General features: G+C 46.5%; 23 protein-coding genes. 21 read left to right on the plus strand and 2 right to left on the minus strand.

All coding sequences use genetic code 11. From position 1 onward, the window contains the following. Positions 1-268 precede the first annotated feature (268 nt). The 3 genes from MKY98_RS06840 (at position 269) to MKY98_RS06850 (ending at position 1,692) form a co-directional block, all read left to right on the plus strand. Positions 269-688, plus strand: coding sequence for an organic hydroperoxide resistance protein (locus MKY98_RS06840; RefSeq protein ID WP_013309264.1), 420 nt, complete (start codon positions 269-271; stop codon positions 686-688). Between the two features lie 123 nt (positions 689-811). Next, positions 812-1,138 carry a hypothetical protein gene (locus MKY98_RS06845; RefSeq protein ID WP_013309265.1) on the plus strand — a complete coding sequence of 109 codons (327 nt, stop codon included), beginning with the start codon at positions 812-814 and terminating at the stop codon, positions 1,136-1,138. A gap of 128 nt (positions 1,139-1,266) precedes the next feature. After that, positions 1,267-1,692: a thiol-disulfide oxidoreductase DCC family protein gene (locus MKY98_RS06850; RefSeq protein ID WP_069012201.1), complete on the plus strand. Its 426-nt coding sequence runs from the start codon at positions 1,267-1,269 to the stop codon at positions 1,690-1,692. Positions 1,693-1,700: 8 nt separating this feature from the next. Here the strand turns inward: MKY98_RS06850 and MKY98_RS06855 are convergent, their stop codons facing one another. Further along, a complete protein-coding gene (locus tag MKY98_RS06855) occupies positions 1,701-2,477 on the minus strand; it encodes a DUF3153 domain-containing protein (protein ID WP_049816931.1) in 777 nt (258 codons plus the stop codon). 238 nt (positions 2,478-2,715) lie between these two features. Here MKY98_RS06855 and MKY98_RS06860 point away from each other — a divergent pair, with 238 nt between their 5' ends. The 15 genes from MKY98_RS06860 to MKY98_RS06930 all read left to right on the plus strand — a co-directional run bounded on the left by MKY98_RS06860 (position 2,716) and on the right by MKY98_RS06930 (position 20,019). Then, positions 2,716-3,687 carry a metal ABC transporter solute-binding protein, Zn/Mn family gene (locus MKY98_RS06860; RefSeq protein WP_069012200.1) on the plus strand — a complete coding sequence of 324 codons (972 nt, stop codon included), beginning with the start codon at positions 2,716-2,718 and terminating at the stop codon, positions 3,685-3,687. Between the two features lie 14 nt (positions 3,688-3,701). After that, positions 3,702-4,466, plus strand: coding sequence for a metal ABC transporter ATP-binding protein (locus MKY98_RS06865; protein WP_069012199.1), 765 nt, complete (start codon positions 3,702-3,704; stop codon positions 4,464-4,466). A gap of 5 nt (positions 4,467-4,471) precedes the next feature. After that, on the plus strand, positions 4,472-5,401 hold the full coding sequence (locus MKY98_RS06870; RefSeq protein ID WP_069012198.1) for a metal ABC transporter permease: 930 nt from the start codon (positions 4,472-4,474) through the stop codon (positions 5,399-5,401). Next, positions 5,398-6,285: a metal ABC transporter permease gene (locus tag MKY98_RS06875; protein WP_069012197.1), complete on the plus strand. Its 888-nt coding sequence runs from the start codon at positions 5,398-5,400 to the stop codon at positions 6,283-6,285. The genes MKY98_RS06870 and MKY98_RS06875 overlap by 4 nt, the downstream gene beginning before the upstream one ends. Before the next feature lie 215 nt (positions 6,286-6,500). Next, positions 6,501-8,828: a histidine kinase gene (locus MKY98_RS06880; RefSeq protein WP_069012209.1), complete on the plus strand. Its 2,328-nt coding sequence runs from the start codon at positions 6,501-6,503 to the stop codon at positions 8,826-8,828. A 532-nt stretch (positions 8,829-9,360) separates the two neighbouring features. Further along, positions 9,361-10,518 carry a hypothetical protein gene (locus tag MKY98_RS06885; protein WP_069012195.1) on the plus strand — a complete coding sequence of 386 codons (1,158 nt, stop codon included), beginning with the start codon at positions 9,361-9,363 and terminating at the stop codon, positions 10,516-10,518. Positions 10,519-10,533: 15 nt separating this feature from the next. Then, positions 10,534-11,781, plus strand: coding sequence for a CpaF family protein (locus MKY98_RS06890; protein WP_069012194.1), 1,248 nt, complete (start codon positions 10,534-10,536; stop codon positions 11,779-11,781). Then, entirely contained in the window at positions 11,778-12,569 is a 792-nt protein-coding gene (locus MKY98_RS06895; RefSeq protein WP_069012193.1) for a type II secretion system F family protein, read from the plus strand. Before MKY98_RS06890 ends, MKY98_RS06895 begins: the two co-directional genes overlap by 4 nt. A 6-nt stretch (positions 12,570-12,575) precedes the next feature. Beyond that, positions 12,576-13,460, plus strand: a complete 885-nt coding sequence (locus MKY98_RS06900; RefSeq protein WP_081317600.1) for a type II secretion system F family protein — start codon at positions 12,576-12,578, stop codon at positions 13,458-13,460. Between the two features lie 13 nt (positions 13,461-13,473). Further along, on the plus strand, positions 13,474-13,665 hold the full coding sequence (locus MKY98_RS06905; protein WP_013309278.1) for a Flp1 family type IVb pilin: 192 nt from the start codon (positions 13,474-13,476) through the stop codon (positions 13,663-13,665). Continuing rightward, a complete protein-coding gene (locus MKY98_RS06910) occupies positions 13,665-14,333 on the plus strand; it encodes a TadE family protein (protein WP_069012192.1) in 669 nt (222 codons plus the stop codon). The genes MKY98_RS06905 and MKY98_RS06910 overlap by 1 nt, the downstream gene beginning before the upstream one ends. Positions 14,334-14,373: 40 nt before the next feature. Continuing rightward, positions 14,374-16,590 (plus strand): DUF5702 domain-containing protein, encoded by a 2,217-nt coding sequence (locus tag MKY98_RS06915; RefSeq protein WP_069012191.1) that lies wholly within the window; start codon positions 14,374-14,376, stop codon positions 16,588-16,590. Beyond that, positions 16,559-17,554 carry a TadE/TadG family type IV pilus assembly protein gene (locus tag MKY98_RS06920; protein ID WP_029516369.1) on the plus strand — a complete coding sequence of 332 codons (996 nt, stop codon included), beginning with the start codon at positions 16,559-16,561 and terminating at the stop codon, positions 17,552-17,554. Before MKY98_RS06915 ends, MKY98_RS06920 begins: the two co-directional genes overlap by 32 nt. Before the next feature lie 86 nt (positions 17,555-17,640). Continuing rightward, the gene (locus MKY98_RS06925) at positions 17,641-18,153 is read left to right on the plus strand and encodes an A24 family peptidase (RefSeq protein WP_029516370.1); all 513 of its coding nucleotides are present in this window, start codon (positions 17,641-17,643) and stop codon (positions 18,151-18,153) included. A 63-nt stretch (positions 18,154-18,216) separates the two neighbouring features. After that, positions 18,217-20,019 (plus strand): DUF6382 domain-containing protein, encoded by a 1,803-nt coding sequence (locus MKY98_RS06930; RefSeq protein ID WP_069012190.1) that lies wholly within the window; start codon positions 18,217-18,219, stop codon positions 20,017-20,019. A gap of 201 nt (positions 20,020-20,220) precedes the next feature. Here the strand turns inward: MKY98_RS06930 and MKY98_RS06935 are convergent, their stop codons facing one another. Beyond that, positions 20,221-21,135, minus strand: a complete 915-nt coding sequence (locus MKY98_RS06935) for a TIGR01777 family oxidoreductase (RefSeq protein WP_069012189.1) — start codon at positions 21,133-21,135, stop codon at positions 20,221-20,223. A gap of 417 nt (positions 21,136-21,552) precedes the next feature. Between MKY98_RS06935 and MKY98_RS06940 the strand changes: the two genes are divergently transcribed. From MKY98_RS06940 to tkt, 3 genes are all read left to right on the plus strand, one after another. After that, positions 21,553-22,680, plus strand: coding sequence for a deoxyribonuclease IV (locus tag MKY98_RS06940; protein ID WP_029516373.1), 1,128 nt, complete (start codon positions 21,553-21,555; stop codon positions 22,678-22,680). Positions 22,681-22,702: 22 nt separating this feature from the next. Then, positions 22,703-23,602, plus strand: coding sequence for a formyltetrahydrofolate deformylase (purU, locus tag MKY98_RS06945; protein WP_029516374.1), 900 nt, complete (start codon positions 22,703-22,705; stop codon positions 23,600-23,602). A 414-nt stretch (positions 23,603-24,016) separates the two neighbouring features. Next, positions 24,017-26,062, plus strand: a complete 2,046-nt coding sequence (gene tkt / locus MKY98_RS06950; RefSeq protein WP_029516375.1) for a transketolase — start codon at positions 24,017-24,019, stop codon at positions 26,060-26,062. Positions 26,063-26,189 lie beyond the last annotated feature (127 nt).

Below are 26,189 nucleotides of genomic sequence, written 5' to 3' on the forward strand. Positions count from 1 at the left end.
TGAAATGGTCTTACCTTATTCTGTCCCCGAAAATTAAACGACTGGTGGAGATGGTTGTTCAATGTAGACGGCCCAAGTAGGAGCCTATAACATATAGTGTAAACATGGTGGGGTGGAACTAAACGGTAAATGTACTAGTTTACATCCATATTTCAAATGATTCATTTTATGTAGTTCGTTTAAAGTACATACGAGAAGGAAATCATGTATTAACATGACGATAGGTTCCTGCGGAATGCAAAAAATATAGTGAAGGAGAGATGAAAACATGGAAGCATTATACACAGCATCAGCAACGGTACATGGTGGAAGAGACGGTTCAGTCGCTTCATCCGATGGAGTTTTGAAGCATAAGCTCAGCACGCCGAAGGAACTGGGTGGCGCAGGTGGAGAAGCTACGAATCCAGAGCAATTGTTTGCGGCAGGCTATGGTGCCTGCTATGAGAGCGCATTGGCTAATGTGGCCCGGAAGGCTAAGGTGAAGGTGGACAATGTTGAGGTCACTAGCCACGTATCTATCGGCAAGGATCCAAGCGATGGCGGCTTCCAGCTGGCGGTACGTCTGGATGTGAAAATACCCGGTATTGAACGCGCCCAGGCCGAAGATTTGGCACGCCAAGCGCATGATTTTTGTCCGTACTCCAAAGCAACACGCGGTAACATTGATGTCGAGCTTAATGTCATTTGACTGCATTTCTATAACTTCTACACTCTGGCCGCCGATTTATCGGGGGCTTTTGCACATAGATCTTGATTCGCTGAGATTCACGACCATTTGACATCATCGCCAAAATTCATTAAGATGGCTTAGGTGATTCTGGTCATCAGGTACGAAACAAATTTGAAAAATACGGGTGATATGATGTCTTACAGACCGAATATTGTTAATTTCACGCTGGCTGGCAGCAACGAAAAAGAAGGGCTTTATGAGTTTAAAATGAGTTTGGCCGATGGAACGGAGTGCCGCGTTTTTTCTCAACGTCATCCGGAGTGGACCTTGACGAATATTAGTCGACTGCTAACGACGCCTTGCCCGGTATGCCATAAGGATTTTATCTGCAAGTGTATGGATAAGTTCCATGAGGAGTTTTTAGAGCAAATTAATACGAAACAGCTGTTTGAGAAAGCATTGAGCTAGTTTTTCGAACAGGTAAAGACTATACATTTCTAAACAAGCGTCGGATAATTTCGGCGTTTTTTTGTTTATATTCATATGGTTGCGTTGATTGTATTCATGCCGTTGATTTCCTGGAGGTGAAATGCTATATGAACCAGTCTGATCATGCTCATTCAGATTACTCCATTGTGTTGGTGGATGGGGTATGCCACTTTTGTCAGGGAGCAGTCCGCTTTATTATCAAGCGTGACCCTAAAGGGAAATTTCATTTTGGTTCCCTGCAATCCGAGGCAGGACAAGAACTATTACGTGCAGGAGGACTATCTGCGGATCAGCTGGATACGTTCGTGCTGATTGAAGACGGTACGTATTATACAAGGTCCACCGCGGCTTTGCGAATTGCCAAACGTCTTCGTTTTCCATACCCGCTGGCCTATGGTTTCATCCTGGTACCCCGCTTTGTGCGCAACGCAGTCTATAACTGGGTGGCGCGTAACCGATATCGTTGGTTTGGCAAGGATGAAGAGGATCAATGTCTGATCCCCCCACCAGAAATTAGACAACGATTTTTTTAGTTTCTTTTTTAAGTTTCTTTTTTGGAGCGATGTCTACGAATTAGTAAGATCACAGCGATCACGATCAATATCAGGCTCGTAACAGCTACATACATGATATGTCGTACATTGGGCACGTTAACAGACAATTTTAGCTCGTTAGATTCCAATGGAGCAATGTTCCAGTACAGTGTTTTTCCGTCTTCCGACACACGGTCCGCATTATGGGTAGCAGGTTGGATGGGTAAGGATAGGCTGAAGTTAAGATCCAGCTGCCGCTCCAGTAATTTGCGCGCAAACACATTCATTTGCTTAAATTTGTCACTCAGTCCTTGAGCTTCTTCAGGAAGCATCCGTGGTAGATCGAGCTTCATGGTAAGATCAATATTCGTTGTGAAAAAATGTTGGCTCACAGCGCGCTTTATTTCTAATCCCTCAGGTAGATGTAATCCCTGACTGGGATTTTTTTTGTTTGTGCTCCAATCTCCTTGATAATGCCCCTTGATTTGATATCCCTTTCTTCCCTGTTCAGCTAGCGGCTGTACATCTACATTGTTGCTTTGAATACGCTTGACTAATTGATCTAGCACCCCGGGATTGTCCAACATCATCAGTGTCTGGTTGTTTACGCTGAACGTCGCATCCATATCTACACTTTGATCGAGATGAACATCTACATGGATGTCACCTCGAGCACAGGAAGTTAGGGCAAGCAGACAGCATACCAGCATAAAAATGAGCAGTATTTTTCGTATCCGAACTTGCCGACGTTTGTTCCGATATGGGCTGTACCCTATTGGCTTCATGACCTACACCTCTTTATATGTATTCTTTGGTTTAACGATTGGATATCTTCTATATATTACACATTGGGAGAACGAAAATCGAACGGTATAACGAAATACATAAGAAGAATTATATTTCACAAAATGTTTCCCTAGGTAAAAACTTTAGTGTATACTCTAAAATATAGTATTGATAAAAAATAATTGAATCAAGGAAATAGTTTGTCCCAAAACGAAATTCAAAGGAGGATTTTAAAACATGAAAAAGCAGTTTAAGAAGGCTTTGCCGCGCTGGGTAACGACAGTTGGAGTATTGTCTCTAGCTCTGGTTCTAGCGACTGCATGTACCGATGCTAAGAAGAAGGAGCAGGGAAGTGCGAGAGAGACGGGACAAAAAATAAAGGCTACGGCTACCATCGGTATGATCTCTGACATTGTCGGCAAGGTCGGCGGTAATTATGTGGAGGTCACGGGAATTATGAAGTCAGGCGTTGACCCGCATTTGTACAAGGCTTCACAGGGAGATATGCGCAAGCTGGATCAGGCCGACGTTATTTTTTATAACGGATTGCATCTGGAAGGAAAAATGCAGGACATTCTGGAGAAAATCAGCAAGCAAAAACCCGTCATACCCGTGTCCAAAAACATCGCACAGGATCAGTTGCGTGCAGGTAGCCCGGAAATGGGATCTGAGCATGATCCACATATCTGGTTTAACGTACAGAATTGGATGTCTGCAGTAGAAACCGTCAGAGATGAATTGTCGGCGCTAGACGCTGTTCATGCGGAGGAATATAAGGCCAACGCAGAAGCCTATCTTACTGAGCTGCGAGAGCTGGATGATTACACGAGAGAGCAGATTGCCAGTATACCGGAAGCCCAGCGCGTGCTTGTCACGGCACATGATGCTTTCGGCTATTTCGGAGATGCCTACCACATTCAAGTGAGAGGACTTCAAGGTATGAGCACAGAATCAGAAGCGGGTTCTCAAGATGTGACCAAGCTGCGAGATTATTTGGTGGAGCATAAAATCAAGGCCATATTCGTAGAATCTAGTGTTCCGAGAAAGGCCATAGATGCGGTTATTCAGGGGGCCGCTCAGCAAGGTCATACAATTGAGGTTGGTGGCGAGCTGTATTCGGATGCCATGGGTGAAGAGGGCACAGAAAATGGAACATATATCGGAATGGTCAAGCATAACGTCAATACGATTGTTAAAGCTCTTAAATAAGGAGGCAGAGATACATGGGGCATTCACCACTTGTCGTTCGTGATTTATCGGTAGCTTATCAAAAAAAGCCCGTTTTGTTCGATGTTTCCTTTGAGGTGCCGGAAGGCAAGCTGATTGGTATTATCGGCCCGAACGGGGCTGGGAAATCTACACTGATCAAGGCAACGCTTGGATTGATTCCAAAGCTTAGGGGCGAGGTGCTAGTTTACGGCAAGCCCTATAAGCAACAGCTGCTTAAGGTTGGCTATGTACCACAGCGGGAGTCGGTGGATTGGGATTTTCCGACGAACGCATTGGATGTGGTTTTGATGGGACGGTATGGCAGATTGGGCTGGTTTAAGCGTCCGGGAGCAGCAGATCGTCAGGCTGCAATGGAGAGTTTGGACAAAGTTGGAATGAGCCAATGTGCAGACAGACAGATTAGTCAATTGTCTGGCGGCCAGCAACAACGTGTTTTTTTAGCCAGAGCACTCGCGCAGGACGCTCAGCTTTATTTTATGGATGAACCGTTCGTCGGTGTGGACGCTGCAACGGAAAAAGCCATTATTTCATTGCTCAACGATTTGAAACAGCAGGGTAAAACCGTGCTTGTCGTTCATCATGATTTATCTACAGTCACGGATTATTTTGATCAGGTTATGCTGTTGAACGGGCATCTTATGGCGTTTGGAGAGACGACAGATATTTTTACCGAGGAAAATCTGCAGCGTACGTATGGCGGGCGTCTGAGTATACTCAAAACAGGCCCGGATTCCGGCACGATACTTGGAGTGAGGTGAGCAGTATGACAAGCTTGGCAGCGCTTTTGACCGATCCAAACATGCAGTGGATTTTGCTGGGCTGCATTTTGCTCGGTTTAAGCAGCGGGGTGATTGGCAGTTTTATGTATTTGCGCAAGCAGTCGCTCATGGGAGATGCTTTGGCACATGCGGCTTTGCCGGGGGTATGTGTGGCTTTTATGATCATAGGTACAAAATCTGTGTTTGGATTTATGATTGGGGCCGCCATTGCAGGGATTGTTGCGACCTTTGCCATCAGTGCGTTAACCCGGTATTCGCGAATTAAAAGCGATTCGGCGATTGCAGCGGTGCTGTCGGTATTTTTTGGCTTTGGCATTATGTTGTTGACCGAAATTCAGCATAGTGGCGCAGGAAACCAAAGTGGATTGGACAAATTTCTATTTGGTCAAGCTGCGGCAATGGTATTGTCTGATGTCTATACGATGGCGGTAATTTCAGTGGTACTCATCGGAATATGTATATTATTTTTCAAGGAATTTAAGCTGCTCAGCTTTGACCCTGGCTTTGCGCGCGGACTTGGTTTTCCGGCAGGTTGGCTGGATAAGTTGTTGATGCTATTGATTGTCATTGCGGTGGTTGCTGGCATTCAGGCCGTGGGAGTCATAATGATGGCTGCCTTGCTGATTACCCCGGCAGTGTCGGCAAGATACTGGACAGAGAAGCTGGGTGTCATGGTGTGTTTATCAGGCTTGTTTGGTGCTATAGCGGGGCTTGGTGGGACGCTCATTAGCTCTCTGGGGCAAAATCTGCCTACAGGACCGTTATGTGTGTTGTGTGCGACTGTGGTGTTTGGAATGAGCTTGATTTTTGCGCCGCAGCGCGGGATGATCTCCAAGGCTATCGTTCGGTTGAACGCCAGGAAAAATCTGGAGCTGACAGTCGGAACACAGCCAAGGGAGGAGCGTGCCCTATGAGTTCATTTTATGTAATTTTGACGGGAATGTTAGTGGCAGGGGGATGTAGTATCGTTGGGTGCTTTCTTGTGCTCCGAAAAATGGCTATGATCGGTGATGCAATCAGTCATGCGGTACTGCCGGGGATTGTCATTGCCTTTCTCATCAGCGGATCGAGAGATTCGGTGTGGATGATGTTTGGTGCGGCAGTGCTGGGTCTTCTAACGGTGTACCTGATTCAGCTGTTCCAACAAAGCGGTCTGCAAAGTGATGCTGCCATTGGCGTGGTGTTTACGACATTGTTTGCTATCGGTGTTTTGCTGATCAGCGTGTTTGCTTCCAATGCCCATCTGGATATGGATCACGTTTTATATGGGGAAATTGCTTATGTGCCGTGGAATACGTTAGAGATAGCTGGCTTTGATGTCGGTCCGAGGGCTGTGTGGATTACGGGTGCGATGTTTTTGATCAATTTGCTCGTGATAGGGGGCTTTTTCAAGCAATTTAAAATTACTTCCTTCGATCCCGCTTTGGCAGCTTCATTAGGCATTCCAGTTGTTTTTTTTCATTATCTGCTGATGAGTCTCGTCTCATTAACGACGGTGGCGTCATTTGAGAGCGTGGGCGCAATTCTGGTGGTTGGCATGCTCGTTGTACCGCCTCTTACCGCTTATTTGCTGACGGAGAAGTTGTCCCGTATGATTGTATACAGTGTCGGACTTGGAGCCATCAGCTCGGTCGCAGGCTTTTACACAGCAAGTGTATTGGATGCTTCTATTGCGGCATGTATGCTGTGTGTATCGGGTGTGTTGCTGCTTTTGGCTTTTCTCTTTTCCCCGTCTCATGGTGTGGTATGGCAAAAGTTAATTCAACAACGGGGGATCGTTGGCGAAGATAGCAAGTGATTGTAGGAAGTGATCCCATATGAGTTACCCAAAATAGCGTGCATTCAGGCATAGGAGACCTGAATGCACGTTTTTTTGCGCTTATGCTACCCTGTGCGGCTTTTTTTGGGGCAAGCTTGATTGATCATCTTGAATTGATTGGGACACGGGAGTACATTCATTACAACCATATAAGATGGACGGAACGAGCGGCTACGCTGTGGGGAGGAACGAAAGTGGAGAGCTTCAAACGTAAATCACCAGAGGAAATACTGGATTCGATTAACAAATTGCATCGAGGCAGACTCAAAATATACATGGGTGCGGTCAGTGGCTCGGGTAAAACGTATCACATGCTGCATGAGGGACGGTCGCTGCAGCATGAAGGTATCGATGTTGTGATTTGTGCGGTATCGACCATGCAGCGGCCTGAGACCGTGGAACAGGTCGGCACGTTGGAGCGAGTGCCTAGTATTCATTGGATAAAAGATGGTGAGGAGCAAAAGGATCTGGATGTGGAAGCTTTGGTGGCACGAAATCCTGAGGTGGTACTGGTGGATCATTTGGCACATCATAACCGGAAAGACGCCCCATTTCCAACACGGCTGGAGGATATTCGGTATTTGCTGGAGCAGGGGATTAGCGTCATTACGACGGTCAATGTTTATGAACTCGAAGGAATTACGGAGTGGGTATATCAGTTGACAGGCTTTGAAGCGGAATATACGGTTCCGGTTGATACACTGGAGCTGGCGGATGAAATTCGTCTGATTGATGCCACCCCGGAGATGATTTTGGAACGGCTGGCGAAAGGCTACATGCATACGCCCAATCCTGAGATGTTTCACCGGGGAAATCTGGGTAAATTGCGTGAGCTTGCCTTGCGATTGGTAGCAGAGGATGTGAATGATTCGCTGGAACGGCACCGGGAGGAGTTGGGCTTGCACGGGGCGTCAGGAGCCGCAGAGCGTATTTTAGTACCTGTCCAATATCATTGGAATGGGTCCATTTATGTACGCAGGGGGGAACAGGTCGCCAAGCGGTTGGGTGGAGATATGCTAGTAGTCTCCTTTGTCAGCTCGAAGCGCAAGCTGTCCAAGGAATCAGCAGCCTTTAAGCGCTCAATTGAGCAATTGGCCGACAAGATAGGATCAACATTTGAAGAAATCCCGCTTTTTTCCCGCAGAAGGTTGCCTCGCCAACTGATTCATTATGCGGTGACGCACAATGTTACCCGTATTGTTATGGGACATTCTCGGCAGACTCCGTGGCAGGAGCTGATGAAAGGATCGCTGGTGAACGGGATTTTAAAACGAATGAAAAATATGGATCTACTGCTGATTGCGGACCGAGCCGAGCAGGAGGGTGAGCGAATTTTACCAACGATGAGACAGGAGGTAGAAGAGAATGACCCGTATCATCGTTTGAGCGTTGAGGAAGCACAGGCTGAGGCAGCCAAAATCCTGCGAGGCAAGCTCAAGGTATACATTGGCGCTGCTCCGGGGGTCGGCAAAACATACACGATGCTGAGAGAGGGAAACGATCTGCTGGAGAGCGGGATTGATGTGGTTATCGGATTGCTGGAAACGCACGGAAGAGCAGAAACATTGGCCCAGGTAGGCTCTCTGGAGATGATCCCTCGTCAGTCCATTGAGCGTCATGGCGCACACTTGGAAGAAATGGACACCGAAGCTATTCTCAGGCGCAATCCCGAGGTGGTGCTAATTGATGAGCTGGCTCATACCAACGTCCCAGGAAGTCTGAGATCCAAGCGCTATGAGGATGTGCTCGCCATTTTGGAACAAGGGATCTCTGTGATATCCACAATGAATGTACAGCATCTGGAGAGCTTAAATGATGCGGTAGAACAGATTACTGGCATACGAGTGAGAGAGACTGTTCCCGACCATATGATGCGTCTGGCCGATGAAGTGCAGCTTGTTGATGTGGCTCCCAAATCGTTGCAGCAGCGTATGCGTGAGGGCAAAATATACGATCCTGCGAAGGTGGAACAGGCACTTAGCCACTTTTTTAAACTGGGCAATCTGATTGCGTTGCGTGAACTTGCTTTGCGGGAATTGGCAGATGACGTAGATGAGCGGCTAGAATCCTGGGATCGACACGAATCACTTCGGGGACCGTGGCGCAGGGAGGAAGTGATCTTCGTAGGCGTGACGCTAAGCGAAAATGCTGAAAGGTTGATCCGCCGTGGTTTTCGTATCGCCTTTCGGCTAAAGGCTGTGTGGATTGTGACGTATGTTCATGTCGGTGAGTGTATACCCGAGAGACTGAACCCTCGTCTGGAACAACTAAAGTTGTTGACCCACCGACTGGGGGGAACCTTTGAGATGCGGCTTGTTTCCAGCCGACGCGAGATTGCCGACATTTTGATTGCTCCGGTGGAAGGATATTCAGGTACGCAGCTCATCGTGGGGCAGTCTTCCCGAAGTAGCTGTTGGGGGAAGTCTGCGGTTGTGCCGAGGATTCTTCGTCAAGCACGTCATATGGATGTTCTAATTGTGGCGGATTATGATCCGGATATTAAGCTGGAGGTAGATCATTAATTCGCCCAGTAAATTCATAAATAGTCATATGCTGGTTACCGATGGTTCGCTGCTTCCATAGTATATTCTATCTCAAAGAAATGGAGGCGAATTTAAATGTTTAAACATCGTAAGCATCATTGTCATTTTCCAAAGCCAAAAAAACGTGTCTTTAAGAAGATCATTAAGGTGACTGTCATTAAGTTTAAACCTAAATTTGAACGTGATCATCGGAAACATGAAGATTTTGATATGAAATGTCATTGCCGGAAACGTCATCATCGCCATCATCGCCATCATGACTGTCATCGTCGTCACCACAAATTCTACTAAGATGAAGATGGTAGGAGGCGGGGCTAGACTGCCCGCCTTCTCTTAGTACGAGGATTTTGGAAGATACTTGCACAAAAAATACTTGCTCTAATATAAGCGCTATGCTATTCTACCAGTAATAGATTGCACGTGACGGAAGCACCGTTCACCAACCGTATGTACTTACGGATGGATGAACGGTGCTTTTTTGCGTTGTTGTGTTAGGGAAGGGATGAGCATTATGATTCCAGTGAAAGTGGTATTAGCCGTAGAAGGTCGGGATTATATTGAGCCGCTGCTGAATTATGTTCACGGAAGCGAGTATGCTAGAAGGCTGAGAATAACGGCTTTTTCGCAACCGGAGGCATTTCATCAATACATGATGGAAACCAGCGGAATGAAAAGACCGGATGTGGTGGTTGGTGAAACTGCCTTTTTGAATCTATGGACAGACAGGGAAGCTGCTGATATTCCTTGTTTGGTATTGCATGAGGGAGAACAAGTTAGGGAATATGGACAGCCTTTATTAAAATATCAGCCTTTATCTGAACTGGTCGGTTTTATTTTGGAAACGGCGAGACAGAAGTCAAATGGTCGGAAAAGTGTAAACAGCCGGGAAGGTGGGATGATTATCGGCATGGTAGCAGCTTCCGGAGGACTGGGCAAGACAACGGCCGCACTCAATATGTCCAAACAGCTGGGGAATGAGGGATATTCGGTATTCTATCTGAATCTGGAGACGGTGGATTCAAGCTCATTATTCACTGGTTCAGGCAGTGCTAGCGGAGCAGAAGGAGAAGGGCTGTCCAGGCTGCTCTATGATCTCAAGGCAGAAGGGAGTGAGGAGACTCCGTTATCCATGGCTTCCTATTGTGTTCGTCGCCCTGAAATTCAGGCGGATACTTTTCAGCCTGTCTATAATCGCAAGGAGCTGACGGACATGACTTGTGATGAAGCGAAAGAGCTGATTCGAACAGTTGCCGAAAGTGGACAGTATGATGTAGTGATCGTAGATGGCGATTCTGAAAAAGGTGATCGGGCTCAAGCCGTGCTTGAAGCTAGTCATAAGCTGATTTGGCTGCTGGCAGACGATTTAATGAGCATGCACAAGTGCGGATTATGGCTGGATGTTTTAGAAACCACGCGGCCTGAAGGGCTTGAAGACATGATATGCAAAACCAGCTTTGTGGTGAACCGCTATATGGGAACTATGATCAACTCGTTACCTCGTGACTTCATGGAGCTAAACGGAGCCTTACCCTATATACCTTCATGGAAACAGATGCAGCACCGTGAGCTGTTGCTAAGTTCACCGATTTATCAGCGGGAAATTCGTCATCTATGCCGCGAGCTGCTGAATGTGGACGGTGTAACACATCCGGCCACCGTTTGGTCTTAAAAGGGGCTGATGAACATGAATGAGGGACGATTTAAGGCATTGCGAGCAGATATCCGAAACGGGCTGGACGTAACGTCTTCGGTAAAGGATGCAGATCTGGTACGGCATATTGAAAATCGAATTTTACACGATGTAGAGCTGGTGGGCTTAACTTCCCGTGAGAAGCACGCACTTGTCCGCAAGATTTTTAACTCTTTCCGTGGGCTGGACGTACTCCAGCCATTGATTGACGACCCGACCGTTACGGAAATTATGATCAACAGTCACCGGGAAATCTTTGTGGAGCGGGCTGGTGAGGTGATGCAGATACCCGATCAATTTGAATCCCGCGAGCGACTGGAGGATTTAATCCAGACGATTGTAGCCGGGGTGAATCGAATTGTGAATGAGGCTTCCCCCATTGTGGATGCCCGATTAAAGGATGGATCACGCGTAAATATTGTGCTACCTCCGGTTGCTCTCAAGGGTCCGACGATGACCATACGGAAGTTTCCCGAGCGTCCTATGACGATGGATGACTTGATACGAATGGGTGCGCTGGATGCAGAAGCCGCTGCTATGCTCAAGGACTTGGTACGTAGCAAGTACAACATTTTTATAAGCGGAGGAACGGGTTCTGGTAAAACAACTTTTCTGAATGCATTATCCCAATTTATCCCGCCATCTGAACGGATTATTACCATTGAAGATTCAGCAGAGCTGCAAATTGTGACGGTCCCTAATCTGGTCTCCATGGAAACACGGAACGCGAACACCGAGGGGAAGGGAGAAATCACAATTCGTGATCTGATTCGTTCCTCCCTGCGTATGCGGCCCAACCGCATTGTGGTGGGTGAGGTCCGGGGAAGTGAGGCATTGGATATGCTGCAAGCGATGAATACTGGCCATGATGGGAGCTTGTCAACTGGGCATGCGAATAATATCCGCGATATGGTCAGCCGGCTGGAAACGATGGTGCTGGGAGGGGCAGAGCTTCCGCTTGGAGTAGTACGACAGCAGATCAGCTCGGCTATTGATATATTTGTTCATCTGTCACGGATGCGCGACAAATCCAGACGAGTGCTGGAAATTAGCGAAGTGATTGGTTTTGAAAAGGGTGAGGTGACGCTTAACCCCCTTTATCGGTTTCAGGAGCGAGGAGAAAGCAAGGGGCGAATCGTAGGAGGTCTGGAACGTTGTGGCGAGGGTCTGCAACATACTTTGAAGCTGCAAATGGCCGGGATCAATCCGGAAAACTGGCACAGGGGAGGCGTATCAGTGTGAAGTCAGGAAAAACGGCGGCCAAGCAAGTATCACGTGAGGCCCCTTCTCTGCCAGATTATACGGTGTATACATTATCGACAGTACAAAAAAGTCTGTGCATATTCTTTAGTGGCGTGTTGTTCGCGATGATCGGTTATCTATTTTATCACCAATGGATATTATCGTTGCTGTGCGCTGCCGGGGCTGGGGTGATGCCTCGTTATTTTAGGCAATTTTTGCTGCAAAGACGCAGGTCTGCCCTAAGCATCCAATTCAAACAGGCTTTATATTCGCTCTCGTCTTCTCTTTCAGCGGGAAGGTCGGTGGAGAATGGTTTTCGTGAGGCAATAGAGGATTTGAGATTGCTTAGTCCAGATGGAGATCACGACCTGATTTTTGAATTTAACATTATTACCGCCTGTCTCGAAATCGGACAGCCTGTAGAAACCGCTTTGCAGGATTTGGCCCGTCGGGCGCAGATGGAAGATATTACGAATTTTGCGGACGTATTTGCGGCTTGCAAACGAACCGGAGGTGATCTGGTGGAAGTCGTAAGACGAGCTTCAAGTGTCATTGGTGAGAAGCTGGAAATTCAGCAGGAGATCGGTGTAATGATTGCGCAGAAACGTTTTGAATCGAGGGTTATGTTTGCGGCGCCTTTTTTGTTTGTATTGTTTATGACCATGACAGCGGGTGATTACATGATGCCCTTATACAGCGGTACAGGTATGATTTTATCAACCTTTTGTTTATTGGTGCTTGGTGGGTGTCTCGTGTGGATCAACCACATTATGAAGATTGAAGTGTAAGGAGAGATGGGTGTGGTGATGTTGATTTGTCTGGTCATGCTGGTTCTGCAAGTGGGAGGTTGGGTGGTGCTGAACCAGATGCACGGTGCTAAGTATGCGCATTTTCGCCATATGAAGTTGGAGGGACTGCGGCTGCAAAGACTTTCAGTCCCATTTGTACACATGATTCATGCTTCACGTGCTACTCATAGACTGCCTTTGCTAATGTTCAAGCTCCAGCGTTCGGTGCAAAAGCTGTATGGTATGCGTAACAGCGGAGAAAAAACGATGCTTTTTCTGGCAGAAATGTTGGGTTACGGATATATGATGGCTGCTGGTGGAGCTATAATATCGCTTTTGCTGGGTGGGGATGCGACCGGGCTGGTGCTCGGATTGGGACTTGGTCTTCTGGTACCCATCGCGCTGATCAAGGATTTGCACGGGAAAGTACAGAAGCGGGATCAGCAAATTTTAATGGAACTGCCTGAACTGTTGAGTAAAATGATGCTTTTAGTAGGTGCAGGTGAGACGGTACAACGGGCATTGCTACATTGCGTGGAACGTAAAGGGGCGGATACGGAACATCCGTTGTATCGAGAACTGAGGCAGACGGTGGCAGAATGGGAAAGCGGCTTTTCCTTTCAACAGGCATTTGAGCACCTGAGCAAACGTTGTGGTATTCAGGAAATGACAGTATTTACGACGACAGTTTTGTTGAATTTGAGGCGCGGCGGGAGCGATTTCGTGATGGCTTTACGTGAGTTGTCCCAGACGTTATGGGGCAAGCGGACTTCAATTAGCCGCACAAGAGGGGAGCAGGCTTCATCTAAGCTGGTATTCCCGATGGCGCTGATTTTGCTAACGGTAATTGTGCTGGTGGGCGCTCCGGCTTTAATGATGATGAATATGTAGGAGGAATACAACGATGATGACATTAGTAACGGGCAGTATTCGTAAATTGTACAAGGATGAGGATGGTCTGGGTACGTTAGAAATGATCCTGATCATTGCCATTCTGATTGCGGTGGCAATTATTTTCAAGGATCAGATCAAGAAAATTGTAGAAGGGCTTTTGAAAAAGGCGGATAAAAAAAGTAACGATTTTATGGATTCATAATGCTGTGCAAATTGGCACAAAAAGAGGACGGGAGCTTCTCCTTGGAAGCTTCCCTCGTCTTTCCCATTCTACTGCTGGTCATTTTTGTGATGTTATTTTTTTGCCTATATATATATCAAAAATCTATATTGGTGCAAGTCGCTTCTACTGCTTCAGAAAGAGCCGCTTACAGCTGGGATAACAGCTTCAAGGACCCACGTACAGGAGCATTTGCGCAAGGGCAACGGGATTCTCTCTATTGGCGCTTGAAGGATGATGTTATGCTGGGAGCCCTGTTTGGCTGGACCGGAGCCAACAATCAGGAAAATGTACAGGTGCCGGGCGGCAATGGGGGAGGCTCGTTACCTGCTCAAAAGCTGTCCAATGCAGAAAATAAAATGCCTGCGGGCATGCAGGGGCAGATGACATATGAGAACAGTATGATTCACCGTAAGGTGACCACAAAGTTAAATAAGATCGTGAAGGTACCTTTGCTGAATCAGTTTTTAGATCAGACAGATTTGCAAGGGAAAATGAGCTCTGGCGTGGTCGAACCTGTGGAATGGATTCGTACGGTGGAGTTGGTCCGTTATTATGGTGCGAAGTTTATGGGCAGAGGATCAGGTGAAAAGGTAGATTCGGCAGTTGTAGGCAAAGTATTGATGCAATATGGTCAAAATGGTCAGTGAGAAGTAAGGAATAGGAATGTAACTGGGAAGGAGGAAGCGGGTGTTTGGTAAGGGTCACAATACAAAGGACGGGGAATCAGGTGCTGTCACGGTCTTTTTAATTCTGATTTTGGCGGTCATGTTCGGTTTTATTGCTGTATTTATTGATTACGCGAGAATTGCTGCACTGCATGTGCAGACCGAACGGCTGACCCATGCGGCGGTTCGTTCAGTGATGTCTGCTTATGATCCGACATTACAACAGGAGTACGGTTTGTTTGCTTATGGCGAAGGCGGCGGAGAACAAATTATGGTCAAAGTGCTGAATGATAGCGCGCGGCGTACGGCACGCGCAGAAACGCTACCGCTTATGAATATGAAGCTGGATTCTAGTTCCCTGCAAATGGAAAGGGAGCTTGGTAAATATGCCGTATTTAACGAGCAGATCCGTGAAGAGATGAAGTATAAAGCACCTGTCGATTTTACGTTTGAAGTGCTCGAAAAGCTGAAGCCGCTCTCTCAAAATATGAAAGAGGCTTCTCATACGGTAGATTTGCTGAAACGGCTGCAAAAGCTATACGACAGACGAGAGGCCAAACTTGATGACATGCTGGAGAAGCAGCGTAAAGCAGGAGCTTATATGGAAGAGGTTCGCAAGCGGATTATTAAACAGAGGGGCACCTATATGCCCAATCAGTATATATGGGACCCGCTTGAGGTTGTAGCCGATATTGCCGCTCAATATAAGCATTACGTACATGTATATGAAGACAATAAGAAGAGTGTGGACGACGTTAAAATCATGCAGATGGAAAAGTATGCACGTAGAGCGAGGGCAGCGCTTGATCGCCTGCGTCAGATCATGGTTCAGGCTGGGGAAGAACATGATAAGTTGCTTCTGGAAGCCAAGGAACCGTTAAATGAGGCCCAACAGATTAATGAAGAGATGCGCAAAGTCATTGCCCAATATAAGCAGAGGGCGGCCAATGCAGGCTACGATGAGGTTTCAGCAGCCCCTACTCCAAGCGGGACAGGCTCCAACGCAGATCCTTCGGTAGGAAGCGCACGGCAAAAAGCAGAGGATTTGTTGATTCCAGACAAGGAATTTGAGCAATGGGAAGCAGAAATTGAAAAGCAACGGACTTCTATAAATACTGCTAACAATAGAATAACGAGTATGATGCGTACGTTATCCTTTTATACAGATCCGTTTTTGAATGCAGACATGCTCAAGCAAGAAGTCGCTTCTACGCTTAAGGAGATAGATAAATACTTAAATGCGTATGCTTGGGCGGGACCCGCCAATGTGCTCGACGGTGAAGCCAGGACGATGGATACGCGACGCGGCCCGGACAAAGAACGCAAGAAAATGGAAAAAGAGGCGAAAAACAAACTCAAACAAGCCTATCGGATTATTGAGGTTCTATCCAAGGGTAAACAAAGTGCAGAACAATTCCAAAATCTGGAGCAGTATTACAATGAAAGTATTTCGTTTAACCAGTCTACATCCAGTCCATCTGTATCCGCTGATTTGTCCTATGACACCTATGATGCAGCAGGATCTTCCATGGATAGTATGGATGGTCTATACGGTGCGGCATCCAATTTACTGACTCAACTGGGAGACGAGTTTTACCAGAATGAATACGCGCTTTCTTACTTCCATCATGTGGATTTTAGTCGTTTTGGCAGTTTGGCCGGATCGGGTGGAAATGTGGGAAATGCTGCACAGATTTTGGGAGATCAGCTGGAGGTGAATAATCAGGAAGTTGAGTACATCTTGTATGGGTTCCATAATCCGACGGGTAATCTGGCATCCGCCTATGGAGAAATTTTTGCTATGAGACTTGCCATTCGAACAATGGAGGGATTGGTTAAGAACAGCTCAAAAGGTAATCCGCTGGTCGTTTTGGCGGCAGCTTTGTTATATGGAGTAGAAAAAGCGATAGAAGACATGATTATGCTGGCACAAAAGGGGGACGTGCCATTGTCTGATTTTCTGAAATTTCGAATGACATACAAGGATCATCTGCGATTGTTCCTGATGCTCCATAGCAATAATGAACGAAAAATGTCCCGTATGCTGGCTCTGATCCGTCTGAATACAGATGTCAATCCTGCTGAGCGGCAAACGTATGCAACGGGTGAGGTCAAGAATGGGATGAGGCTGTGGTTTCTACCTGGGGTAATGAAGATGCTCGGGACCGCCTCAAAAGAAGGCGAGAGTATTAAGGGAAGTGTGTACTATGTCACGAAAACAGCGCATTTTTCCTATTAATCGGTGTTTACGGAAAGTTTGTGGGCAAAAGCAATGTGAACAAGGAAGTATTGTTTTAGAAGCGTCATTGGTGTTGCCAATGTTTCTGTTTTTTATTATTTTTCTCATTTATATGGTTCAGATGACACTGGTATCTACAGCGTTGCAGACCACCGCTTCAGAAGCGGTTAAACAGGTTTCGGCTAAAATCTACCCAGTTTCTCTAGCCGTGGAGGCGGCGTCCGCAAAAATAGATGCAGTGCGTGAACCGCTGGATGAACTGCCCAAGTTATCTGTGAGTGAATATGCAAGCCAATTCGCTGCCCAGTTGCCACCTCCAATTGGTGATTGGGTAGAAAGCGCTGTTCAGGGCGGTCAAAAGCCGATGGAGGAACTGCGGGGGCGATTTACGGAAGCTGCACTCGATCCTGTTTTGAAGCCGATGCTAAAGCCTTTTATGGAGGAAAGCATTCTGGAATATGACCGTATTCATATAACGAGCGTACATGTACCTGCTCTTACAGGAACTAAGGACCCTTATTTTAGAGTAGAACTGTCGTATGAACTGCCGATGAAGGTTCCTTTTCTGTATCGCAGCATTGTGCTTCAGGCGGCAGCTGAGGAACGTCTTTGGATTGGCGACACAGGGGAAGGGGCAGGTACAGGAAATGCGACGGGGGACAAGGATGCGGAGCATTCCATACAGTTGCTCGTTAAGCCTGAACCTGCTGTGAAGGGTGTGTACAATTTAATCAAGGCCAAGGTTGAGCCTGGGACGACTGCTAACCTTTCTGTGCTTTATAAGTCGGGTGAAAGCACAGCTCAGCACTTGGGCTGGACCTCTGCCAACGCGGACGGGATTATAGAATGGAACTGGTTTGTGGGAACGAACACAACACCTGGTCAATGGAGCTTTGTAATTGAAACAGAGGTTGGTCAACGTATAGAAGTTCCGTTTACCGTGGAAAAGCCAGCTGATGGATAGGATGGATATAGACTTGTAGGGATAGCTACGATGGAAAATGATTTGGCAGTCTGCTAGTTCTATTTTTATAAAGGGGGAAGATCGCATTGACGTGGATGTATATTGTATGCGGAGTTCTGCTCGCGATTGCGTTAGTTACGGATTTACGTAGCATGAAAATCCCTAATAAGCTTACATTACCCGGCATAGTGGTAGGCTTGGTATTCAATACTCTATTTGGGGGGTGGCACGGTTTTTTATTTGCTGTTGCTGGACTGGGTACCGGATTTGGGTTCATGCTGATTTTGTACTGGATGGGAGCTGTTGGTGCAGGAGATGTGAAGCTGTTCGGCTTGATTGGAGCATGGACAGGTGCCGCTTTTGCATGGCAGTCAGCTTTATATTCGATTTTTTTTGCAGGTATTATTGGCATAGGGATTTTGCTATGGAAGAGGGAAACCATCATGAGACTGCAGCGCGTAGCTTTTAATTTAGGAGGATTTTTTCTATTTCGCAGCGGAAAAGCACTGACCAGTGGAAATGAAGCACACCTCAGGTTTCCTTTTATGACGGCAGTCATTCCGGGGGCGATCAGTGCTTATCTTTACTTCTTGCCATGACATGTCCGCTGGGGGAGATCATGCTACCTCACGGAGATAGGAAATTGTTAAGGAGGTCATGAATTGTTTGGTTTAAGCAGGGATTTTGCCCGGAACGGCGGGACATTTATGATTCTAAACAAGGAAGACGGGCTCAAAACCGATGATTTAAATTCCGTACAAACTGGAATGATGACTGGTAATCGGATTCCCGGTCTACTGGAACTTAGAATAAAGGAAGTCGATTTTCAGATTGAGTTACATTACGACATTTCGGGGCAACGCATGCTTTCCCAATTATGGAAAGGTGGGGGCGTGTCGACTTCTGATTTCTACCGGATTCTTTTTGAAGTGGCAGATGCCCTCCATCGCAGCCCGCAATATATGTTAGATATTCGCCAGTTTATTTTGCACGAGGATTATATTTTTCTAAGTGGTTCAGGTACAAGGGAAACCGCCAGTTTAACCTATGTTCCTTTACGCAGTGTACAGTATGCAGGGCAAACAGGCAGTCAATTTAAGCAGATGGTTATTCGTTTAATGACTCGTGTGGCCCACTTTCAGGGAGAAAATATACAACGCATACTCGATCTGTGTGATAGAAATGAATTTGAATTGGGTTTGCTAAAGGAACTGCTGTTGCAAGGAATGAAGGCTGGTACAGAGAGTGCTAGCGTGCAGGCAGAAAGTATGGAAGAGCGAGCCTTTTCATCAGCCGATCCTATCCTATCTGCTCATACCTCACAGGGGAACTATACGGATCGTGGCGGAACATACGCGCGAGAGCATCGGGAAACTCTACAGGAGATTCAGGAGCTTAAACGGATCAATCGGCTCAAACCGTCCGTGAAACCAGAGGAGAATTCCGAGCATGTAACAGAAAACGAAGTAGAAGATGTGGAGCCTGGATTGCAAAAATATAAAACCTACATTGCTCTCGGATGTCTGCTCGCTTCGGCCATCGTGTGGCGTTATATTTATCTGGACCATCCAGAGACGGTACCGTTGATTATTTCCATGGTGCTGACCTTGGTACTTGCCGCTGTTGCTTATATAAGCTGGACGGGGAAATGGGAGCGCAATCGAACTTCATCTCATATGTACAGCGATTCAGTACCTGTATTGGATTCGGAATGGTTAGGAACTACTTCTTCCCCAGCACAGCGCAAAAATGATCGTTATCAGGTAGATAAGCTGACCGGATTTGTAGCGGGACGTCATCATCAAGACAAGCAATCTTCCGATTCGAGTGATCAAGGGCCGGAGAACTGGAGATGGACTTTTCCAAACTCAGAATCTAAGAGCGTGGGAAATCGAGTTACGGAAAATAGTAAGAAAACTTCAGCAAATTGTGACTTACACGAGCCATCGTGGAAAGGTGCGGAACGGGGAAATGAATTGGAAGCCAGTGATACCAGCGAGGCTTATTATAAGTCTCTCTCCGGGGTAACGGAGCTTCTAAATGCTGCATCTAAGCAGGAAACGATGCTGCTTCGTGCAGATCAAGAGATGCAGATTTCACCAGTGCAGCAATCACCGATGGCTTGCCTGGATCGCAAGCCACCAGGTAGTGGAGGGACAGAGCGCATCCGGTTGCAGCCAGACCAATTCGTTGCAGGCAGTTTTATCATCGGGAGAGATCCGCAACTGGTTCAGTTTGTAGAGCATACGGATGGAGCTTCCCGTTCTCATATTGAGCTTTGCATAGTTACAGGAGAACATAGCCACATTGTTAAGGATTTATCCTCGACGAATGGAACTGTTCTGAATGGAGAGCCTATGGTGCCTTATAAGGAGTACACAATGAAGGATGGAGATACTTTTAAAATCGCTGGAGTTTCTTATACTTACCGGTTGGACTCTTTTAAATCCTCCAATGCATCATAAATGAAGGTTATATGGATATATGTCAAGAAGAGGCCTGTTATATTCAGAGCTTCTTTCTTTATGAATAGTGGACTATTCATGGGAATAAAATGGGGCATCTTAATAACTTGTAGTCTGCTTGAGAGATTGTATCTGACTAAAAAGAGGAACCCTAAGCTGGTAGTGACACTACCTACCAGCCAAGAGTTCCTCTTTTTCAATTCAATGCTGTTTTTGGGAAGAATGGAGTTCTTTAAGAGCGTCCTTAAGTGAAGGATAGTGAAACTTAAATCCGTGCTCCAGCGCTTTGCGCGGTATTACCTTCTGACCATCCAATACTAGCGTGCTCATCTCACCAACTAGCTTTGAAACGAGAATGCTGGGGACGGGAAACCAGTGCGGACGGTGATATACCGTAGCTACTGTCCTCCCAAACTGGTCGTTCGTCAAGGGTTGTGGTGATGAAGCATTCACTGCTCCGACGATTTCCGTCGTATGGATGCAGTACGTGATCAGACGAACGATATCTTCAATATGAATCCAGCTCATCCATTGATGGCCGCTACCTATTTTGCCGCCGAATCCGAAGCTATAAGGCATCTTCATGAGTGGGAATGCCCCTTTTTTTCTGTCCAGCACAAGGCTAATGCGTAACTTAATTAAACGGGCTTCAGAAGGGTAGGCATTGGCTGCTTCTTCCCATTGCTCAACTACCTGAGACAGAAAATCTCCCGAACAGCGCGGGCTCGTTTCATCGAATGTTTCGGTCAGGGATGTACCATAGGCGGCAACAGCAGAAGCCTGAATGATTACTTTCGGTTTTTTTTGTAGAGCATTCAATGCTTGAGCCAACCGGGCAACAGATAGCAGTCGAGATTGAAGAATTCTTTGTTTGGACTTATCCGTCCAGCGCTGATTCAGCGTTTCGCCTGCTAAATTAACGACCGCATCTGTGCCTTCCAGTACTTCAGGCTTTTGTTTTAATTCGTTCCAGCTCATATATTGCAAGCGGGGGCTCGCTTCGTGTCCTACCAGTGGCTTGCGGGTAACGACTTTCACGGTGTATCCGTCGTCTAGCAGGCTTTTGACCAGTGCACTCCCCACCAATCCAGTTCCTCCACATACGATGATGTTCATGGAGCCAGCTCTCCTTCCAATTCACAAAAAATACATCCGTTATAGAATATAACCCTTTTCGAGAGAAAAAAACTTCATATGAATGTCCTTTATACGGTTAAGTGTCAATCCATGATTTTATTTACCCCTGTTTGACTAACATATATTCTGATGTGTACTTTATCTACGTATTCCCTTAATAGAGTTATTTGAGGATTTTGCAAAAGCCCAATAAGCGACTTTCAATGAAGAATATATTGATCGAAATGGTCTGGTTCGTCTGTATATTGCACTTTGGAGCGACTGGAATCGAATTTTGCAAAATCCTGATTTAAGAAAGTTGCCATAAAAGCTATGTTGTTTGATTTCAATAATCACGTTAAAATGATTAAATTAAAATAAGACAAGCATAACAGGATAAGGGGATGAATCAGGGTCATGCTGAAAATTGGTTCTCATGTGTCCTTCTCGGACAAGGGTCTGCTCAGCGCTACAAAAGAAGCGTCTACTTACGGGTCCAGCTCCTTTATGATATACACGGGAGCACCGCAAAACACGCGTCGTAAGCCGATGGAGTCCATGTATTTGGAGGAAGGCAAGCAGTTAATGGCTGAGAAGGGAATGGAAGATATCGTGGTGCATGCCCCGTATATCATCAACCTTGGCTCTTACAAAGAAAATACCTATGAGCTTGCGGTCAGCTTTCTTCAGGAGGAAATTCGGCGCACACACGCGATAGGTGTGAAAAATATTGTGCTGCATCCGGGCGCTTTTACCGATAAGGATGCGGAATATGGAATCGGGCGTATTGCCGATGGTTTGAACGAGGTACTGAACGGCGTGAAGGAGACAGATGTTAACATCGCGCTTGAAACGATGGCAGGCAAAGGAACGGAAATGGGGCGTAGCTTTGAGGAGATTGCCTCCATTATAGATAAAGTAGAGCGTAACGAGCGTCTTACGGTTTGTATGGACACCTGTCACATTCACGATGCGGGTTATGATATCGTAAATGATCTGGACGGTGTATTGGAGCAGTTCGACCGTATTGTCGGCTTGAATCGCATTGCAGTTGTTCACATTAATGACAGTAAAAATCCAGTTGGCGCTCATAAAGACCGCCATACTCCGATCGGATCAGGCTGGATTGGCTATCAGACTATTCATAATGTGGTGCATCATGAAGCACTTCAAGGACGTCCGTTTATTTTGGAGACGCCATGGATTGGGAAGGAAGCCAAAACTCAGCGTCCGATGTATGAGGTTGAAATTGCCCTGCTTCGCGGAAATGTAAAGGAGCGCTTTGGGGATGAGTTTTTGGGTCAGGTAGAGCAATTGCATTCGTTTTTCAAAAAACAGGATGTGGATGTCCGCAAATTTGTTCTGGACACCTGGGCTCTGCTGAAAAATGATGCCAAAGCAAGAAAAGCCGATCCACGTGAGCCGTTGGAACGTCTGTATGACATGATAACGGAAGCAGCACTATTTCCAGATTTGAGCGAAGAACACATTAATCAACGGTTGATTGCCTGGTTTGCCGGCAGTCATTTGCCAGTGACGGTATAAGCTAAGGGGGATTAATAGCCACATGGAAATTCACGTAAAACATCAGCCAAATAGCACTCTATCAGCCCATGAAAACCGCGCGCGTATGCTTGTATCTTGTCCAGATGGACCAGGTATTGTAGCGGCCGTGTCCCGTTTTTTGTACGAGCATGGGGCCAATATCGTTCAATCTGACCAATATACAATGGACCCGTCGGGCGGTATGTTTTTTATGCGGATTGAATTTGATCTGCCGAATTTGAGTGCAACCCAGCCACAGTTGGAGCAGGATTTTGCCGCTGTTGCTGAGCAATTCCGTATGGAGTGGACGATTTCTGCGGTTAGCCGCAAGAAAAAACTGGCCATTTTCGTTTCCAAAGAAGATCACTGTTTGGTAGAACTGCTGTGGCAATGGCAGGCAGGAGATCTGGACGCGGATATTTCATTGGTGGTTAGTAATCATCCGGATATGAAGGAGTATGTGGAATCGTTTGGTATCCCATATCACCATATTCCGGTAACCGCCGATACCAAGCCGGAGGCGGAGCGTCGCCAACTAGAGGTTATTGGCGAAGAGATAGACGTTATCATTTTGGCCCGTTACATGCAGATTATATCTCCCAAGTTTATTGAGCATTATCGCAACCGAATTATCAATATCCATCATTCCTTTCTGCCTGCATTCGTGGGTGGGAAGCCATATGCCCAAGCCTATAATCGCGGTGTGAAAATTATTGGTGCTACTGCGCATTATGTAACTGAAGAATTGGACGGCGGCCCGATCATTGAGCAGGACGTGCAGCGTGTAAGCCACGGAGATGATGTAAATGAGCTAAAACGGATCGGTCGCACCATAGAGCGGGTCGTTTTGGCAAGAGCCGTGAAGTGGCATGCAGAGGATCGTATTCTGGTTCATGAGAACAAAACAGTCGTTTTTAACTAATCTTAAAATTTTAGGAAAAATTTGTGAATCTATATTTTTTGTTAAACAAAGCCCATCGCATAACGGGCTTTGTTTTTTTATATAAGGATTTTGCAAAATCCTCATGTGAATTATTAGCCTTATAGCCGGTCAGTACATAATATTTTTGTGATTTTATATTTTTTTAAATGAGGTTAATACATTACGGGTATATTTATATGAGGACACGGTACTACATTTCCCACAATCATCTTTATAAACGATCTGGCAAACTTTCACGGCAAATGGTACAATACTTAAGAATGTATAAGTCATATTGAAACATTCAAGCAGATTCACTCACTTCAACAGATATCGTTTTTGTATCAGGCGGTGATGTTGGGGAGTATGACCGAATGCAATTGACATACTTTTTACAATATGAGGAGGCTAACCATGACTGACCAGAACCAAGCGATTCAAAAGGATGAAAACTCCACGATCGACAATTTGTCCATCACAACTATTCGTACGTTGGCAATTGATGCCATCGAGAAAGCAAACTCGGGACATCCTGGTATGCCGATGGGCTCCGCGCCAATGGGATACCAACTTTTTGCTAAAACGATGAATCATAATCCCGATCAACCTACATGGGTTAACCGTGACCGTTTTGTATTGTCTGCAGGACACGGTTCCATGTTGCTATACAGCCTTCTGCACCTGAGCGGCTATGATCTTCCTATGGAAGAACTGAAACAATTCCGTCAATGGGGCAGCCTTACACCGGGCCACCCTGAGTTTGGCCACACTGCTGGTGTAGATGCTACAACCGGTCCTCTGGGACAAGGTCTAGCAATGTCCGTAGGTATGGCAATGGCTGAAGCTCAACTGGGCGCAACCTATAATAAGGACGAATTTAAAGTTGTAGATCACTTCACATATGCAATTTGCGGCGATGGCGATCTGATGGAAGGTATTTCCCACGAGGCTGCTTCGCTGGCTGGTCGCTTACAACTGGGCAAACTGATCGTATTGTTTGATTCCAATGATATTACACTGGACGGCAAGCTTAATCTGTCCTCTTCCGAGAGTGTTGCCAAACGCTTTGAAGCTTACAACTGGCAAGTACTGCGCGTAGAAGATGGTAACGACCTTCCAGCCATCCAAAAAGCCATTGAAGAAGCGCAAGGCGACTCGACACGTCCTACGTTGATTGAAGTGAAGACAGTCATCGGCTACGGAAGCCCGAACAAACAAGGTAAAGGCGGACACGGCGGTACTCATGGTTCCCCACTGGGATCAGAAGAAGCCAAGCTGACTAAAGAATTCTACAAATGGGTATACGAAGAGGACTTCCACGTACCACAAGAGGTTCGCGAGCATTTTGCTAAAGTAAAAGAGCGCGGTATCGCAGCGAACAAAGCATGGGATGAACAGTTCGCCAAATACAAAGCTGCTCACCCTGATTTGGCAGCTCAGTTCGAAACAGCTGTAAACGGCGATCTCCCAGAAGGATGGGATCGTGACCTTCCGAAGTACACGACTGAAGACAAAGCCGTTTCGACTCGTGTAGCTTCTGGTAATGCTTTGAACGGATTGGCTCCAAACGTACCTTTCCTGACAGGCGGTTCTGCCGATCTGGAGAGCTCCACAATGACACATTTGAACAACCTGACGAACTTTACGCCAGAAGACTACGCCGGCCGTAACATCTATTTCGGTATCCGCGAATTTGGTATGGCTGCTGCGATGAACGGTATGGCGTTGCACCAAGGTGTAAAAGTATTCGGCGGTACATTCTTCGTATTTACAGACTATCTGCGTCCAGCCGTTCGTCTGGCAGCTCTGATGGGATTGCCTGTAACCTACGTTCTGACTCACGACAGTATTGCTGTAGGTGAAGATGGTCCGACTCATGAGCCGATCGAGCAATTGGCTTCCCTGCGTATTATCCCGAACTTGACAGTAATTCGTCCAGCGGACGGTAATGAAACTTCTGCTGCTTGGGCTTACACGCTGGAAAACAAGAAAAACCCGGTTGCTCTGGTATTAACTCGTCAAAACCTGCCAATCCTGGCTGCTAGTGCTGAGCATGCACGCGAAGGTATCAAACGCGGTGCTTATGTGGTTGCAGATGCAACAGATGGCAAACCAGTTGCTCAAATTCTAGCTACAGGCTCCGAAGTGCAATTGGCTGTTAAAGCTCAGGAAGCACTGGCAGAACAAGGTATTCAAGTACGTGTTATCAGCTTCCCAAGCTGGGATCTGTTCGAAAAACAAGACAAAGCATACAAAGATTCCGTTCTGCTGCCAGAAGTGAAAGCTCGTTTGGCTGTAGAAATGGCATATCCACTGGGCTGGGAAAAATATGTTGGCGACCAAGGCGACATTCTCGGTATCAGTACATTCGGCGCATCCGCACCTGGCGATCGCGTGATTAAGGAATACGGCTTTACAGTAGAGAATGTTGTTAGCCGTGTGAAAGCTTTGTTGAAATAAAACATTGGAGCATCTAAAACAGACAGTCGTAACCTGAGTAAGGCTTACGGCTGTTTGTTTCATACAGTTGATGTTTTGCGAAAAGATCACTTTGGAATTCCAGTGTATTGTATACGTGATACAGTGT

The sequence above is a fragment of the Paenibacillus sp. FSL M8-0228 genome (assembly GCF_038007385.1).
Lineage (GTDB): Bacteria > Bacillota > Bacilli > Paenibacillales > Paenibacillaceae > Paenibacillus > Paenibacillus polymyxa_D.